This is a genomic window from Streptomyces sp. NRRL F-5135 (genome assembly GCF_000719775.1).
Classification (GTDB): domain Bacteria; phylum Actinomycetota; class Actinomycetes; order Streptomycetales; family Streptomycetaceae; genus Streptomyces; species Streptomyces hebeiensis.
This window is the reverse complement of the sequence record NZ_JOHR01000013.1, coordinates 181,065-196,850: the sequence shown is the minus strand read 5'-3', so window position 1 is coordinate 196,850 and position 15,786 is coordinate 181,065. Positions and strand designations below refer to the sequence as shown.

The window sequence follows — 15,786 nt, the reverse complement described above, 5'->3', positions numbered from 1 at the left end:
CGATTCCGGGGCCTCTTTTTCGTCGCTCCGTTGCTTCGTCGCGCCCGTCGCGCCGGACGCGCCCGTTCGTTACAGCGTGCCCAGCTTCAGCAGCGACAGCAGCGCCAGCAACTGGATCGCCGACGCCCCCAGCGCCTTCGGCCACGGCAGGTCGTGCGACTTGCTCACCATGACCGTGAAGAGCGCTCCCGCCGCCACCCAGGTGACCCAGCCGAGCACCTGCACCAGCCCGTTCTCGCCGCCCAGGAAGAGCGCGAAGAGCAGCCGCGGCAGGTCCGTGATCGACATGATCAGCATGGACAGGCCCACGGTCGGCTGCCAGGTGCCGTCGCCACCGAGCTGGCGGGCCAGCGTGTGGGTCACCGCGCCCATGATCAGACTGCCGACGACGAAGGCCACGGCCGTCGTCAGGGCGTACGGGATGGCGGTGGACAGCGTCGCGTTGATCGCGTCCTCGCGGGCCGCGTCGAAGCCGAAGAGCGCCAGCAGGCCGTAGATGAACGTCACGATCAGGGCCGGGCCCCAGACCGGGTAGTCGCGCATCCGGTAGAAGGTGTCGGCCGGGCGCAGGACGATTCCGCTCAGCAGTTCCTTCCAGGGCAGCCGAGGGCCCGCCGGGGGCGCCGGGGCGGCGGTGTACCGGTCGTCGCCCGCGTACGGCTCCTCGCCGATGCTGAACGCCTGCGTGTGGCCCGGTGAGTTGGCGTACGGGTCGCCCTGCCGGCCCGGCCGCGGGGGCTGCCCGCCGCCGTGCGGCTCGCCGAAGTACTCCGGCTCGCCGTGCCCACCGTGCCCGCCCGGGCCGCCGCCGTGCCCGCCGTACTGTCTGCCGGCGCCGCTCTGCCCGCCGTACGCCGGCCCGCCGCCCGCCTGGGGCCACTGCTGCTGTCCGTACGGCGGGGCGCCCTGGGGACCGGCCTGCGGGCCGGGGCCCCCTCCGTATCCGGGAGGCGGAGCCTGCCGTCCGTACGACTGCTGCTGCTGCGGGTGTTGTTGCGAGGTGCGGTTGTCCCGGCCGCGTCCGATCCTGAATCCAGCCACGCATTCGAACGTACCCGGTCCTGGCGTGTGCGACGGCTGCGCCGGGGAACGGACGGGCCATTGCGGCCGAGCTGTGACATCCCCTAGGGGATCCCCGGGGGGTTCACCCCAGGAAGATCGACGTGCTGAAAGTGATCAACGGACGGTCCGGCACAGCGGACTTCGCGCCGTCCGCGCCCGCGTCCCCGCCGCCCGTTCCCTCGCCGTCGGCGCCCTCGCCGCCCGCGTCCGCGTCCCCCGCGGAACCGCCGCCCGTCCTCGTCCCGTACAGCGCGATCAGGTCCTCCGTCTCGCCCCGGTGCGTCCGCGTCACCACATCGGGGCGCTTGTCCCCGTCGAAGTCCGCGGACCGGAGCAGGACGGTCGTCACCTTGCCCGTACGCGGCGCCTCCGTACGCGACCGGGACGGGAGCTCGGGCGGCGCCGGAAGCCGCACGGCGCGGAAACGGTACGGGCCGCCCGCGCGCGCCGGTCCGTCCGGGCCGCCCCGCAGCAGCGTCCCCTTGTCGGCCTTGCCGGGGACGTGCGCCCGCGAGGAGTGGACCAGGTCGTCGTAGCCGTCACCGTCGACGTCGGCCTCCGGCTCGGGCGCCGCGAGGGCCGCGCCGCCGTCGGGGATCGGCGCCGCCGCGCCGCGCGGCGCGCCCGACCGGCTGAAAGGGCCGCGCAGGTAGCTGATCTGTCCCGCGCTCGCGGTGACCGCCAGGTCCACCGCGCCGTCGCCGTCGAAATCGCCGCAGACGGGGTGGTCGGGCCACTCGTTGCCGGCGCGCGCCTTGGCGGGGATCTTCAGGACGACCGCCTTGTCGTTCCCACCGCTGCCCAGCCCCGTGGGGCCGCCGAACAGGATCTGGAGCGGTACGGGCGGCACGCCGATGCCGTTGTACGGCGGGTCCGTGGTGATGATCAGATCGCCGTAGCCGTCCTGGTCCAGGTCGCAGGCCGCCTCCGCGTCGAACGCCGCCGGGAGCGCGCCGTCGACCCGCGCGCCCTGCTCGTGCGCGCTGAGGGTCTGGCGTACGGCCGGGTCGAGGGCCCGCGGGCCGGCCGTGCCGTACACGATCCCGATGCCGGCGTCGTCGCCGTACGGGTCGTCCGGGGATTTGACCAGGTCGTTCAGGACGAGGTCGCGGTGACCGTCCCCGTTGAAGTCGTCGGGGATCCGGCTGCCCTTGCCGCGCGGTACGGAACGACGGGCCCCGTCCGCCCCGCCCCCGGCGCCGGAAGCCGGGGCGCTGTCGCCGTTCTTGGCCTCGGTGCCTTCCCGGCCGCCGTCACCGGCCCCGTCCGAGGGGCCGGAGCACCCGGCCAGGACCAGGGCCGCCGTGCAGATGCCGGCGCAGAGCAGGGCGCGGACCGAGCGGACGCCCATACGCGCGGGGAGACCCGTCCGCGCGGGGAGACCCGTCCGCGCGGGGACGCCCGTACGCGCGGGGAGACCCGGGGCCCGCTCGCCTGCCGCACGGGGCCTGTTCAGTGCTCTCGCCACGATCTCTCCGCGCATGACCACCTGTCCCACCCGTCCGTCCCACCCGCCTGTCGGGTACCAGCCGCCACATGATGCCTCAGCGAGGCGCGCGTGACACGGGCGCGGTACGCCGCGGTACGGCCGCGGTACGGCCGCACGGCACGACACCTCGCACCGCGGCCGTACCGCGACGCGGGGTGCCGCGTCGGCTACTTCACCGGTTCGGGCCGCGGCGCCGGGTCCGGATCCGGGTCCGACGCGCTCTCGGGCTCCTCGGTCCCGGAGGGGTCGGCCGGGGTCCTCACCGAGTCGAGCAGCAGCTGCGCCACATCCACGACCTGGAGGGATTCCTTCGCCGCGCCATCGTTCTTCTTGCCGTTGACGGAGTCGGTCAGCATCACCAGGCAGAACGGGCAGGCGGTCGAGACGATGTCCGGGTTGAGCGAAAGGGCCTCGTCCACGCGCTCGTTGTTGACGCGCTTGCCGATCCGCTCCTCCATCCACATCCGCGCGCCGCCCGCGCCGCAGCAGAAGCCGCGTTCCTTGTGGCGGTGCATCTCCTCGTTCCTGAGCCCCGGCACCTTGGCGATGATCTCGCGCGGCGGGGTGTAGACCTTGTTGTGGCGGCCCAGGTAGCACGGGTCGTGGTACGTGATCAGACCCTCGACCGGGGTGACCGGGATCAGCTTCCCCTCGTCCACGAGGTGCTGGAGCAGCTGGGTGTGGTGGATGACCTCGTACTCGCCGCCGAGCTGGGGGTACTCGTTGGCGATGGTGTTGAAGCAGTGCGGGCAGGTCGCGACGATCTTCTTCGAAGCCTTCGGCTTCTTGGTGGCGGCGTCGTCATCGTCCTCGCCGAACGCCATGTTCAGCATCGCCACGTTCTCCTGGCCGAGCTGCTGGAACAGCGGCTCGTTGCCCAGGCGCCGGGCCGAGTCGCCCGTGCACTTCTCGTCGCCGCCCATGATCGCGAACTTCACGCCGGCGATGTGCAGGAGCTCGGCGAACGCCTTGGTGGTCTTCTTCGCCCGGTCCTCGAGCGCGCCCGCGCAGCCGACCCAGTACAGGTAGTCGACCTCGGTCAGGTCCTCGACGTCCTTGCCGACGACCGGTACCTCGAAGCCGACGTCCTTCGCCAGCTCCTTCGTCCACTCCAGGCGCTGCTTCTTGGCCAGGCCCCAGGGGTTGCCCTTCTTCTCCAGGTTCTTGAGCATCGTCCCGGCCTCGCTCGGGAAGGAGCTCTCGATCATCACCTGGTAGCGGCGCATGTCCACGATGTGGTCGACGTGTTCGATGTCGACCGGGCACTGCTCGACGCACGCGCCGCAGGTCGTGCACGACCACAGCACGTCCGGGTCGATGACGCCGTTCTCCTCCAGCGTGCCGACCAGCGGGCGCTCGGCCTCGGCCAGGGCCGTGGCGGGGACGTCGGCGAGCTGCTCGGCCGACGCCTTCTCCTCGCCCTCCGCCGTCTTCCCGCCGCCGGCCAGCAGGTACGGCGCCTTGGCGTGCGCGTGGTCCCGCAGGGACATGATCAGCAGCTTCGGGGAGAGCGGCTTGCCCGTGTTCCAGGCCGGGCACTGCGACTGGCAGCGGCCGCACTCCGTGCACGTGGAGAAGTCGAGGATGCCCTTCCAGGAGAAGTGCTCGACCTGCGAGGCGCCGAAGACGGCCTCCTCGCCCTCCTCGTCGTCGAAGACCGTCTCGAAGTCGATCTCCTTGCCGTTCGAGGTCATCGGCCGGAGCGCGCCGAGGGCCGTGCCGCCGTCCGCCTCGCGCTTGAACCAGATGTTCGGGAACGCCAGGAAGCGGTGCCAGGCCACGCCCATGTCGGTCTTGAGCGCGACGGTGATCATCCAGACGAAGGACGTCCCGATCTTGATCATGGCGACCAGGTAGACCAGGTTCTGCAGCGTCCCGGCGTCGAGCCCCCTGAAGGCGGCCACCAGCGGGTACGAGACCACATAGGCGGCCTCGTAGGAGCCGACGTGGTGCAGCGCGCCCTCCAGGCCGCGCAGGAGGAGGATCGCCAGGCCGATGACCAGGATGACGGCCTCGACGAAGTACGCCTGGCCGAAGTTGGAGCCGGCGAAGCGGGACTTGCGGCCCGCGCGGCCGGGGAGCGAGAGCTGGCGGATGACGATCAGCGTCAGGATGCCGAGCGTCGTCAGCAGGCCGATCAGCTCGACGAAGACCTCGTACGGCGTCCAGTCACCGATGACCGGCAGCAGCCAGTCGGCCCGGAAGAGCTGTCCGAAGGCGTTGACGAGGGTCAGGACGAGCGAGAAGAACCCGATCGCGACGAACCAGTGCGCCACGCCGACGACACCCCAGCGGTTCATCCGGGTGTGGCCGAGGAACTCCTTGGCCACGGTCACGGTGCGCTGTACGGGCTCGTCCGTGCGGGAGCCCGCGGGAACCGGCTGTCCGAGTTTCACGAAGTGGTAGATCTGCGCGATGGCTCGGCCGAACAACGCCACACCGACGACGGCGAGAACCAGCGACACGGTGATCGCGGCGAGTTGCATGGGAGGGCTCCTCGGGCCTGCGAGGTGGGGTCTGTGCGCCCTGTCGAGCGCTCTACTAAGCGGTAACTTAATGGGGTCGTGCTGAGGTTACCCACTTATCCGGCCGCAATGTAGTGCCACGGTCGGTGATCTGTGTCGCTGGGCGCTCCAGTCGCCTCCGGTGCCGCGAGCGCCCCCTCGTGGTCCTGTCGGGCTGCCGTCGTGGTCCCGTCGTACGTTCCGTCGCGCGTTCCGTCGTGCTCCCGTCCATCATGCGCCCGGCGCGCTTATGCGCACTTTAATTGAGTCTGATCGACTCAGGTCCTTTGACTCCGGCTGCCCCGTCATGCATCCTTGAGCCTGTTCCACTCAAGTCAGCTGGAGGAATCGAAATGGCACGTGCGGTCGGCATCGACCTGGGCACGACTAACTCCGTCGTCAGCGTTCTCGAAGGCGGCGAGCCCACCGTCATCACCAACGCAGAGGGCGCCAGGACCACGCCGTCCGTCGTCGCCTTCGCCAAGAACGGCGAGGTGCTCGTCGGCGAGGTCGCGAAGCGCCAGGCGGTCACCAACGTCGACAGGACCATCCGGTCGGTCAAGCGCCACATGGGCACCGACTGGAAGATCAACCTGGACGGCAAGGACTTCAACCCGCAGCAGATCTCGGCCTTCGTGCTGCAGAAGCTGAAGCGGGACGCCGAGTCGTACCTGGGCGAGAAGGTCACCGACGCGGTGATCACCGTCCCCGCGTACTTCAACGACTCGGAGCGCCAGGCCACCAAGGAGGCCGGCGAGATCGCGGGCCTGAACGTCCTGCGCATCGTCAACGAGCCGACGGCCGCCGCGCTGGCCTACGGGCTCGACAAGGACGACCAGACCATCCTGGTCTTCGACCTCGGTGGCGGTACGTTCGACGTCTCGCTGCTGGAGATCGGCGACGGTGTCGTCGAGGTGAAGGCCACCAACGGTGACAACCACCTCGGTGGTGACGACTGGGACCAGCGCCTGGTCGACCACCTGGTGAAGCAGTTCGCCAACGGCAACGGCGTGGACCTGTCCAAGGACAAGATGGCGCTCCAGCGGCTGCGCGAGGCGTCCGAGAAGGCGAAGATCGAGCTCTCGTCCTCCTCGGAGACGACGATCAACCTGCCGTACATCACGGCGTCCGCCGAGGGCCCGCTGCACCTGGACGAGAAGATCACCCGCTCGCAGTTCCAGCAGCTGACCGCGGACCTGCTGGACCGCTGCAAGACGCCGTTCCACAACGTCATCAAGGACGCCGGCATCCAGCTGTCCGAGATCGACCACGTGGTGCTCGTCGGCGGCTCGACCCGTATGCCCGCCGTCGCGGAGCTCGTCAAGGAGCTGACCGGCGGCCGCGAGGCCAACAAGGGCGTCAACCCGGCAGGGCGAGCGCGAGATCGCCGCGTACAACAAGAAGCTCGGGATGTTCGAGCTGACCGGTCTGCCGCCGGCCCCGCGCGGGGTGCCGCAGATCGAGGTCTCCTTCGACATCGACGCCAACGGCATCATGCACGTGACCGCGAAGGACCTCGGCACGGGCAAGGAGCAGAAGATGACCGTCACCGGCGGCTCCTCGCTGCCGAAGGACGAGGTCCAGCGGATGCGCGAAGAGGCCGAGAAGTACGCGGACGAGGACCACAAGCGCCGCGAGGCCGCCGAGACGCGCAACCAGGCCGAACAGCTCGTCTACCAGACGGAGAAGTTCCTCAAGGACAACGAGGACAAGGTCCCGGGTGACGTCAAGACCGAGGTCGAGACCGCCGTCGGCGAGCTGAAGGAGAAGCTCAAGGGCGAGGACACGGCCGAGATCAAGACCGCCACGGAGAAGGTCGCGGCCGTCTCGCAGAAGCTCGGCCAGGCCATGTACGCCGACGCCCAGGCCGCGGGCGCGGCCGGCGGCGCCGAGGGCGCGGCTCCCGGTGCCGGCGCCGGCGCCAAGGCCGACGACGACGTCGTCGACGCCGAGATCGTCGACGACGAGAAGCCGAAGAAGGACGGTGCCGCGTGAGCGAGGAGACCCCGGGCTTCGAGGAGAAGCCCGACGTCCCCTCCGGCGCCACCCCCGATGACGCCGCGCAGGGCGCCGAAGGGCCGGACTCCGCCAAGGAGCCGGGCCCGTCGGCCCCGGCCGGGGACGTTCAGGACGTGGCCCTGACAGCGCAGCTGGACCAGGTCCGTACGGCGCTCAACGAGCGCACGGCAGACCTCCAGCGGCTGCAGGCCGAGTACCAGAACTACCGCCGCAGGGTGGAGCGGGACCGGGCCGCGGTCAAGGAGATGGCGGTCGCGAACCTGCTGACCGAGCTGCTGCCGGTGCTCGACGACATCGGCCGGGCCCGGGACCACGAGGAACTGGTGGGCGGCTTCAAGTCCGTCGCCGAGTCCCTGGAGGCGGTCACGGCCAAGCTGGGGCTCCAGCAGTTCGGTTCGGAGGGCGAGCCCTTCGACCCGACGGTGCACGAGGCGCTGATGCACTCGTACGCGCCGGACGTCACGGAGACGACGTGCGTCGCGATCCTCCAGCCCGGGTATCGGTTCGGCGAGCGGACGATCAGGCCCGCACGCGTCGCGGTGGCCGAGCCCCAGCCGGGGGCGCAGCCGAAGGGCGCGGACGAGCAGGACGGGTCCGCCAAGGACAAGGAGAGCGGTGGCCCGGAAGAGGGCTGACGCGTCGGCACACGGGTGCGGGCGCGGTTGTGGACGCGGTGACGGTGGTGTCGCGGGCGGAGAGGAGGGACGTCGGGAATGAGCACCAAGGACTTCGTGGAGAAGGACTACTACAAGGTTCTCGGCGTCCCCAAGGACGCCACCGAGGCCGAGATCAAGAAGGCGTACCGCAAGCTCGCCCGGGAGTTCCACCCGGACGCCAACAAGGGTGACGCCAGGGCCGAGGAGCGCTTCAAGGAGGTCTCCGAGGCCAACGACATCCTCGGCGATCCGAAGCGCCGCAAGGAGTACGACGAGGCGCGCGCGCTCTTCGGCAACGGCGGATTCCGGCCGGGGCCGGGCGCGGGCGGCGGCTCGTTCAACTTCGACCTGGGCGACCTCTTCGGCGGCGGCCAGGGCGGTCAGGGTGGTCCGGGCGCCGGCGGCTTCGGCGGCGGGCTCGGGGACGTGTTCGGCGGCCTGTTCAACCGGGGTGGCACGGGGACCCGCACCCAGCCGCGCCGTGGGCAGGACATCGAGTCCGAGGTGACGCTCAGCTTCACCGAGGCGGTCGACGGGGCCACGGTCCCGCTGCGGATGTCCAGCCAGTCGCCCTGCAAGGCGTGTTCGGGCACGGGCGACAAGAACGGCACCCCGCGGGTCTGCCCGACCTGTGTGGGCACCGGCCAGGTCTCGCGCGGCACGGGCGGCGGCTTCTCGCTGACCGACCCGTGCGTGGACTGCAAGGGCCGCGGGCTGATCGCCCAGGACCCGTGCGAGGTCTGCAAGGGCAGCGGCCGGGCGAAGTCGTCGCGGACGATGCAGGTCCGGATCCCGGCGGGCGTCAGCGACGGCCAGCGGATCCGGCTGCGCGGCAAGGGGGCGCCCGGCGAGCGCGGCGGTCCGGCCGGCGACCTGTACGTGGTCGTGCACGTCGACTCCCACCCGGTGTTCGGCCGCAAGGGCGACAACCTGACGGTCACCGTGCCGGTCACCTTCACGGAGGCCGCGCTCGGCGCCGAGGTGAAGGTGCCGACGCTGGGCGGCCCGCCGGTCACCCTGAAGCTCCCCGCGGGCACCCCCAACGGCCGTACGATGCGGGCCCGGGGGAAGGGTGCCGCCCGCAAGGACGGAACCCGCGGCGACCTCCTGGTCACCGTCGAGGTCGTCGTCCCCACGAACCTCGGCGCGCAGGCACGCGACGCGCTGGAGGCATACCGGAAGGCGACCGCGGACGAGAACCCGCGGGCGGAGCTGTTCCAGGCCGCGAAGGGAGCATGACGCGATGGACAGGGACGGGCGTCGTCGGCAGTCCGCATCGTTCAACAGGTCGTACCAGCTGACCGAGGAGACGCCGGTGTACGTCATCTCGGTGGCGGCGCAGCTCTCCGGGCTGCACCCGCAGACGCTCCGGCAGTACGACCGCCTGGGGCTGGTCTCCCCGGACCGTACGGCGGGCCGGGGGCGCCGCTACTCGGCCCGTGACATCGAGCTGCTCCGGCAGGTGCAGCAGCTGTCGCAGGACGAGGGCATCAACCTGGCCGGCATCAAGCGGATCATCGAGCTGGAGAACCAGGTCGCCGCGCTCCAGGCCCGGGTCGCCGAGCTGTCGTCCGCCGTGGACGGCGCGGCGGCGGCGATGCGCCAGCGCGAGGCGCAGGTGCACGCCTCGTACCGGCGGGACCTGGTCCCGTACCAGGACGTGCAGCAGGCGAGCGCGCTGGTGGTCTGGCGGCCGAAGCCGAAGCGGCCGACGGACTGAGCCGAGGCGCCCGGGCCGTACGTGCGCGTGCCGAGGGGGCGCGGCGGCGCGGCGGGTCCTTTTGCGTCGGGAAGCGCGTACAGAGGCACACAGACGCGGTAGAGACGCGGCACAGACGCGCACAGACGCGCACAGACGCCCGGACGGGACCCCGTCCGGGCGTCTCGCGTTGCCGCGTGCGTGCGTGCGTGCGTGCGTGCGTGCGTTCGGGCCGGGCGTGGTCCGTGTGCTCGTCGGTGGCCGGTCGTGGACGGCGGTCGGCTCAGTGGTCGTCGTCCAGGATCCCCGAGTGCGCGATGAGGTAGCCGAGTTGGGCGCGGCTGCCGCTGCCGAGGGCGGTGGCGAGCTTGGCGATGTGCGCGCGGCAGGTCCGTACGTTCATGCCCAGGCGGCGGGCGATGGCCTCGTCCACGAACCCCTCGATCAGGAGCTTGGCGATGGAGCGCTGGACGCCCGTGATGCCGAAGGGGGCCGGCTCGTACGGGATTTCCTCGTTCAGGGGGGTGGCATGACGCCACAGGTGCTCGAAGACCTGGGCCAGGTAGTCGACGAGGCCCGGGTGCCGCAGCTCCAGGGCGACCTGCCGGTCGGAGCGTGCCGGGATGTACGCGACCGAGCGGTCGAAGATGATCAGCCGCTCGATGAGTTCTTCCAGCGTCCGGATCTCGACCTTGCTCTCGGCCAGCCGTTCCGCGTAGGCGAGTGTGCCCTGGCTGTGCCGGACGGTGTGCTGGTACAGCGTCCGGATGCTGACGCCCCGGTCCACCACTGACTGGCCCCGTTCGAGGGCCCTGGCGAGCACGTGCGCGCTGCGGCCGCCGCCCGGCTGGACGGTGAGCACCTCCGTACGGCACTCGGCGGTGGACAGGTCGAGCGCCGCGTTGATTCTGCTGTCGCCTTCCAGGACCGTGATGGCGTGGGTGGTCGGTGGGTCCTGGGCGCTGATGGTCATGAACGGCTCAAAAGCGTCCGTCAGCTTCACCGCGAAGTGCCGGCGCTCCTGGATCTCGCGCTCGACGGGGTGAAGACGTTGTGCGAGTGCGGCGGACGGTGGAACCGGCCGGAGCCAGTCGGGGTCATCAGGGTCGGGGTGGAGGAGCGGGAATTCCATGAGGCAGGGCGCCGCCGCGGCCTCCCCCCGGGCGATGCGCCCGGACCTCAGTGCTTTGGCGTAAATGTGCTTGCCGTCCTCGCACAGATCAGTGACGACATGGGGATGTGTCTGATTTGTGTCTTTTGATGTCAAAGCTCCACCCCCCAGGGTCCTGAACATGCAGGAACATGATGCCTCGTCCTGGTGGTGTTGACGTGTCCGGGTGAGACATCGTCTAGGTGGCGGGGGAGAGGAATCCATCAAGTGAGGACGAAGCCGACTATGTACAAGAGAATGCTTCGCGCGGTGGTCGCCACCGCTTTCTCTGCGGCTCTGGCCTACGGCGCGCTGACCGTTGGCGGTGACATCGGCTGGCACGCCGAGCCAACAGGACCTGTCGCGCAGGGTGTCGAGTCGGGTGGTGACATCGGCTGGAACGTCGAGGCCGGGGCGGTCTCCGCCGCGGACGCGACGAACGGCGGCGACATTGGCTGGATCGTCTCCCCCAGGAACGCGCCGGGGGACATCGGCTGGAACACCACGCCGGCCGACTCGGGCGCATGACCGTGCCGCCGGACGACCGGGTCTTCCGTCGCGAGATGGCGACGGCCTACCGATCCGGGTGGCATTTCATCGACTTGGTCACGGCCATTCCTCACCGTGGCGATTCGTTGATGGTCACCCTGCTCGGAGAACCGATCGTCGTCGTACGCGAAGAGGACGAGGACGTCCGCGCCTACCGCTGCCTCCGGAAGCCGCGGGGAGCACCGCGGCCGGTCCGGTGCGCGATCCGATACGGAATGATCTTCGTTAACCTCGACCAGCGGGACCACCAGCTGGTCGGACCGAGAACCACCATCGCCACCCCCCGCAGCGCCTGAGCGATTCCCCCGTCGTTGTAAATCGCTCCGGCGCTTCCCCCACACAGCGGCGCCATCGTGGACCTGAAACACGATGGCGCCGCTGTGCTGTCCGGGTGCGGGTGCGGGTGCGGGTGCGGGTGCGGGTGCGGGTGCGGATGCGGGCGGGCGGGCGCGCGGGTGCGCCGGGGAGTGCGTACGGTGCCCGGCGGGCCGTGCTCAGTCACTCCATCGTTCAGCTGTTTCCCTCCGCCGCCGGCTTTCGCGCCCAGCCGCGCCCCATCGCCCGGTCCAGGGCGATCTCGATGACGACCCGGTTCGGGTTCACCCGGGGAGGGTGGCCGTAGCGCTCCTCGTAGCGGCGTTCCGCGTCCGCCACCGCCTCCGGCTCCCGGCGGACCGTGGCGCGGCCCTCCAGCGTCGCCCAGCGGGCCCGGTCGACCTGGCAGACCGCGACCCGCGCGCCCTCCGGTCCGGCGGCCAGGACGTGGGTGACCTTCCGGCTGTTCCCGTCGGAGATGACGCGCGCGAGCCCCGCCTCCGGGTCGTACGTCACGCCCACCGGGACCACGTGCGGAGTGCCGTCCGCGCGCACGGTGGTGAGGGTGCACAGATGGTGTTCGCGCCAGAACGCGAGAAAATCGGGGCTGGGATTACGTACGTCATGGTGCGCGGGAGTGCGCGCCGGTGCGGGTGCGGGTGTCGGCGCCGTTCCGGACGTGGACGCGGTTGCGTCGGCCGGCGCGGGCGCGGGGGCCGCCTCGGGCGTAGGTGTGGGCATGCGTCGAAGCGTAGGACGTTCGGGCGTTCGGGCATGGATTCGACCGTGCGGGGGCAGTTTCGGTGTTGAGTGGAATAGACTCAACTTTACGTATGTTGCAGGAGTCAAAGAGCCGGAGTCGGACACGGGGCCTGGGCCCCGCGCGCGGCAGGTGCGGGGCGCGGGCGGGCCGCATACGTGAGGACGCCAGGAGGAGAGAGCGCAGTGGACGCCGAGCTGACCAACAAGAGCCGGGACGCGATCAACGCGGCCACCAACCGGGCCGTGGCGGCCGGGCACCCCGACCTGACCCCCGCGCACCTGCTGCTCGCGCTGCTGCCGGGCCAGGACAACGAGAACGTGACGGACCTGCTGGCCGCCGTCGAGGCGGACCAGGCGGCGGTCCGCTCGGGCGCCGAGCGGCTGCTGGGCGCGCTGCCCAGCGTGGCCGGGTCCACCGTCGCGCCCCCGCAGGCCAACCGCGACCTGCTCGCCGTCATCGCGGACGCCTCACAGCGGGCGAAGGACCTCGGGGACGACTACGTCTCCACCGAGCACCTGCTGATCGGCGTCGCGGCCAAGGGCGGCCAGGCCGGGGACGTGCTGGCCGGGCAGGGGGCGGACGCCAAGAGCCTGCTGGCCGCGTTCGAGAAGGCGCGCGGCGGGCGCCGGGTGACCACCCCCGACCCGGAGGGGCAGTACAAGGCCCTGGAGAAGTTCGGCACCGACTTCACGGCCGCCGCCCGCGAGGGCCGGCTCGACCCGGTCATCGGCCGGGACCAGGAGATCCGCCGCGTGGTGCAGGTGCTCTCGCGCCGTACGAAGAACAACCCCGTGCTGATCGGCGAGCCGGGCGTCGGCAAGACCGCCGTCGTCGAGGGGCTCGCGCAGCGCATCGTCAAGGGCGACGTGCCGGAGTCGCTCAAGAACAAGCGGCTGGTGGCGCTGGACCTCGGCGCGATGGTGGCCGGCGCGAAGTACCGGGGCGAGTTCGAGGAGCGCCTGAAGACCGTCCTCTCCGAGATCAAGGAGAGCGACGGCCAGATCATCACGTTCATCGACGAACTGCACACCGTCGTCGGCGCGGGCGCCGGCGGCGACTCGGCCATGGACGCGGGCAACATGCTCAAGCCGATGCTGGCGCGCGGCGAACTGCGCATGGTCGGCGCGACGACGCTGGACGAGTACCGCGAGCGGATCGAGAAGGACGCGGCCCTGGAGCGGCGCTTCCAGCAGGTGCTGGTCGCCGAGCCGACCGTCGAGGACACGATCGCGATCCTGCGCGGGCTCAAGGGCCGCTACGAGGCCCACCACAAGGTGCAGATCGCGGACGCGGCCCTGGTCGCCGCCGCCACGCTCTCGGACCGCTACATCACCTCCCGCTTCCTCCCCGACAAGGCGATCGACCTCGTGGACGAGGCCGCCTCCCGGCTCCGGATGGAGATCGACTCCTCCCCGCTGGAGATCGACGAGCTCCAGCGCTCCGTGGACCGGCTCCGCATGGAGGAGCTGGCCCTGCGCAACGAGTCCGACGCGGCCTCCAAGGAGCGCCTGGAGAAGCTGCGCCGCGACCTCGCGGACCGCGAGGAGGAGCTGCGCGGCCTGACCGCGCGCTGGGAGAAGGAGAAGCAGGGCCTCAACCGCGTCGGTGAGCTCAAGGAACGCCTGGACGACCTGCGCGGCCAGGCGGAGCGGGCACAGCGCGACGGCGACTTCGACACCGCCTCCAAGCTGCTGTACGGGGAGATCCCCGGCCTGGAGCGGGAGCTGGAGGAGGCCGCGGCGGCCGAGGAGGAGGCCGCCAAGGACACGATGGTCAAGGAGGAGGTCGGCCCCGACGACATCGCGGACGTGGTCGGCTCCTGGACCGGCATCCCGGCCGGCCGGCTGCTGGAGGGCGAGACGCAGAAGCTGCTGCGCATGGAGCAGGAGCTGGCCAAGCGGCTGATCGGCCAGACCGAGGCGGTACGGGCCGTCTCCGACGCCGTACGGCGCACCCGCGCGGGCATCGCCGACCCCGACCGGCCCACCGGCTCCTTCCTCTTCCTCGGCCCGACCGGCGTCGGCAAGACGGAGCTGGCCAAGGCGCTCGCGGACTTCCTCTTCGACGACGAGCGGGCCATGGTCCGCATCGACATGAGCGAGTACGGCGAGAAGCACTCGGTGGCCCGGCTCGTGGGCGCCCCGCCCGGCTACGTCGGCTACGAGGAGGGCGGCCAGCTCACGGAGGCCGTGCGCCGCCGCCCGTACAGCGTGGTGCTGCTGGACGAGGTGGAGAAGGCCCACCCCGAGGTCTTCGACGTCCTGCTCCAGGTCCTGGACGACGGCCGGCTCACGGACGGCCAGGGCCGGACGGTGGACTTCCGCAACACCATCCTGGTGCTGACGTCCAACCTGGGCAGCCAGTACCTGGCCGAGCCGACGACGACCGACGAGCAGAAGAAGCAGCAGGTGCTGGAGGTGGTCCGGGCCTCCTTCAAGCCGGAGTTCCTGAACCGCCTGGACGACATGGTCGTCTTCACGGCCCTGTCGCGTGACGAGCTGGCCCGCATCGCCCGCCTCCAGATCGACCGCCTCGCCCGCCGCCTGGCGGAGCGCCGCCTGACGCTGGAGGTGACCCCGGCGGCCCTGGACTGGCTGGCCGACGAGGGCAACGACCCGGCCTACGGAGCCCGCCCGCTGCGCCGCCTGGTGCAGACGGCGATCGGCGACCGGCTGGCGAAGGAGATCCTCTCGGGCGAGGTCAGGGACGGCGACACGGTCCGGGTGGACCGCTTCGAGGACGGCCTGATCGTGGGCGCGGCGACGCCGGAGCCGACGGGAGCGGAGCCCACGGGGACCGGGCCGTCGTTCGACAAGAAGCCCTGAGGACCCCCTCCTGCCCGTCCCGTCCGCTCGGCCCTGTCCGCTCCTGGCGGATCGGGGCGGATCCGGGCGGGGCGGGCTTGCCATGGGGCGGGAGCGATGGGGGAGGATGGCAGGAACCGTACGAAGGGAAGAACACGGTGAGCATCGACCCGTCCTCGATTCCGAATTTCGGGGGCCAGCCCCGGCAGCAGGGCGCAGGAGCGGAAGGACCGGCGGGCCCCGTCGTCCCCGACCAGGACCTGGTCAAGCAGCTGCTCGACCAGATGGAGCTGAAGTACGTCGTCGACGATGAGGGCGACCTCGCGGCGCCGTGGGAGGACTTCCGCACGTACTTCATGTTCCGTGGCGAAGGGGACCAGCAGGTCTTCTCCGTGCGGACGTTCTACGACCGGCCGCACCCCGTCGAGGACAAGTCCAAGATCCTCGACGCGATCGACGACTGGAACCGCCGCACGCTCTGGCCCAAGGTCTACAGCCACATCCACGAGGAGGGCGACGGCCCGCCCACCGTCCGGATCATCGGTGAGGCCCAGATGCTGATCGGCACGGGCGTCAGCCTGGAGCACTTCGTGGCGTCCACGGTCAGCTGGGTGCGGGCGTCCATCGAGTTCGACAAGTGGCTCGTGGAGCAGCTCGGCCTGGAGCCGGGCGACGAGAAGCCCGAGGACATCTGAGCCGGGCCCTCTCCCGAGGCGTCCCCCGCAGGACCTTGCCGCCGCCCTCGCCACCGTTCCGTACGGCGGCGGGGGCGGTGG

At 71.0% G+C, this 15,786-nt stretch carries 12 protein-coding genes and 1 pseudogene; 8 read left to right on the top strand and 5 right to left on the bottom strand.

Annotated features, from left to right (window positions below; translation table 11 throughout):
* Positions 1–69: 69 nt before the first annotated feature.
* From IG02_RS0123255 to IG02_RS0123245, 3 genes are all read right to left on the bottom strand, one after another.
* Positions 70–1,041, bottom strand: coding sequence for a Yip1 family protein (locus IG02_RS0123255; RefSeq protein ID WP_030751433.1), 972 nt, complete (start codon positions 1,039–1,041; stop codon positions 70–72).
* A 103-nt stretch (positions 1,042–1,144) separates the two neighbouring features.
* Positions 1,145–2,413, bottom strand: coding sequence for a hypothetical protein (locus tag IG02_RS0123250; RefSeq protein ID WP_063756837.1), 1,269 nt, complete (start codon positions 2,411–2,413; stop codon positions 1,145–1,147).
* Between the two features lie 305 nt (positions 2,414–2,718).
* Positions 2,719–5,037: a (Fe-S)-binding protein gene (locus tag IG02_RS0123245; protein ID WP_030751427.1), complete on the bottom strand. Its 2,319-nt coding sequence runs from the start codon at positions 5,035–5,037 to the stop codon at positions 2,719–2,721.
* A gap of 371 nt (positions 5,038–5,408) precedes the next feature.
* Here IG02_RS0123245 and IG02_RS36835 point away from each other — a divergent pair.
* From IG02_RS36835 to IG02_RS0123225, 4 genes and pseudogenes are all read left to right on the top strand, one after another.
* Positions 5,409–7,050: pseudogene (locus tag IG02_RS36835) on the top strand (Hsp70 family protein).
* A complete protein-coding gene (gene grpE, locus IG02_RS0123235; RefSeq protein WP_030751424.1) occupies positions 7,047–7,709 on the top strand; it encodes a nucleotide exchange factor GrpE in 663 nt (220 codons plus the stop codon). Before IG02_RS36835 ends, grpE begins: the two are co-directional and overlap by 4 nt.
* Before the next feature lie 78 nt (positions 7,710–7,787).
* Positions 7,788–8,969 carry a molecular chaperone DnaJ gene (gene dnaJ / locus IG02_RS0123230; RefSeq protein WP_030751421.1) on the top strand — a complete coding sequence of 394 codons (1,182 nt, stop codon included), beginning with the start codon at positions 7,788–7,790 and terminating at the stop codon, positions 8,967–8,969.
* A gap of 4 nt (positions 8,970–8,973) precedes the next feature.
* On the top strand, positions 8,974–9,450 hold the full coding sequence (locus IG02_RS0123225) for a heat shock protein transcriptional repressor HspR (RefSeq protein ID WP_030751418.1): 477 nt from the start codon (positions 8,974–8,976) through the stop codon (positions 9,448–9,450).
* Positions 9,451–9,712: 262 nt separating this feature from the next.
* On the opposite strand, the gene IG02_RS0123220 is transcribed toward IG02_RS0123225, so the two are convergent.
* A complete protein-coding gene (locus IG02_RS0123220; RefSeq protein ID WP_078854739.1) occupies positions 9,713–10,723 on the bottom strand; it encodes a helix-turn-helix transcriptional regulator in 1,011 nt (336 codons plus the stop codon).
* A 102-nt stretch (positions 10,724–10,825) separates the two neighbouring features.
* Between IG02_RS0123220 and IG02_RS0123215 the strand changes: the two genes are divergently transcribed.
* Positions 10,826–11,107 (top strand): hypothetical protein, encoded by a 282-nt coding sequence (locus IG02_RS0123215; RefSeq protein WP_030751412.1) that lies wholly within the window; start codon positions 10,826–10,828, stop codon positions 11,105–11,107.
* Complete coding sequence (locus IG02_RS0123210; protein ID WP_030751410.1) at positions 11,104–11,424, top strand: hypothetical protein; 321 nt, start codon at positions 11,104–11,106, stop codon at positions 11,422–11,424. The genes IG02_RS0123215 and IG02_RS0123210 overlap by 4 nt, the downstream gene beginning before the upstream one ends.
* A gap of 214 nt (positions 11,425–11,638) precedes the next feature.
* Here the strand turns inward: IG02_RS0123210 and IG02_RS36830 are convergent, their stop codons facing one another.
* Positions 11,639–12,184, bottom strand: coding sequence for a pyridoxamine 5'-phosphate oxidase family protein (locus IG02_RS36830; protein WP_078854738.1), 546 nt, complete (start codon positions 12,182–12,184; stop codon positions 11,639–11,641).
* Between the two features lie 204 nt (positions 12,185–12,388).
* Here IG02_RS36830 and clpB point away from each other — a divergent pair, with 204 nt between their 5' ends.
* Both clpB and IG02_RS0123195 read left to right on the top strand, forming a co-directional pair.
* Entirely contained in the window at positions 12,389–15,031 is a 2,643-nt protein-coding gene (clpB, locus tag IG02_RS0123200; RefSeq protein ID WP_051765562.1) for an ATP-dependent chaperone ClpB, read from the top strand.
* A 137-nt stretch (positions 15,032–15,168) separates the two neighbouring features.
* Positions 15,169–15,705, top strand: coding sequence for a YbjN domain-containing protein (locus IG02_RS0123195; RefSeq protein WP_030751403.1), 537 nt, complete (start codon positions 15,169–15,171; stop codon positions 15,703–15,705).
* The last annotated feature ends 81 nt before the right edge of the window (positions 15,706–15,786 follow it).

What these genes read in the sequence shown, in the direction of transcription:
- IG02_RS0123250 (WP_063756837.1), bottom strand. Translation starts at nt 2,413, where the DNA reads ATGGGCGTCCGCTCGGTCCGCGCCCTGCTCTGCGCCGGCATCTGCACG.
- IG02_RS0123245 (WP_030751427.1), bottom strand. Translation starts at nt 5,037, where the DNA reads ATGCAACTCGCCGCGATCACCGTGTCGCTGGTTCTCGCCGTCGTCGGT.
- dnaJ (WP_030751421.1), top strand. Translation starts at nt 7,788, where the DNA reads ATGAGCACCAAGGACTTCGTGGAGAAGGACTACTACAAGGTTCTCGGC.
- IG02_RS0123225 (WP_030751418.1), top strand. Translation starts at nt 8,974, where the DNA reads ATGGACAGGGACGGGCGTCGTCGGCAGTCCGCATCGTTCAACAGGTCG.
- IG02_RS0123220 (WP_078854739.1), bottom strand. Translation starts at nt 10,723, where the DNA reads ATGTTCAGGACCCTGGGGGGTGGAGCTTTGACATCAAAAGACACAAAT.
- IG02_RS0123215 (WP_030751412.1), top strand. Translation starts at nt 10,826, where the DNA reads ATGTACAAGAGAATGCTTCGCGCGGTGGTCGCCACCGCTTTCTCTGCG.
- IG02_RS0123210 (WP_030751410.1), top strand. Translation starts at nt 11,104, where the DNA reads ATGACCGTGCCGCCGGACGACCGGGTCTTCCGTCGCGAGATGGCGACG.
- IG02_RS36830 (WP_078854738.1), bottom strand. Translation starts at nt 12,184, where the DNA reads ATGCCCACACCTACGCCCGAGGCGGCCCCCGCGCCCGCGCCGGCCGAC.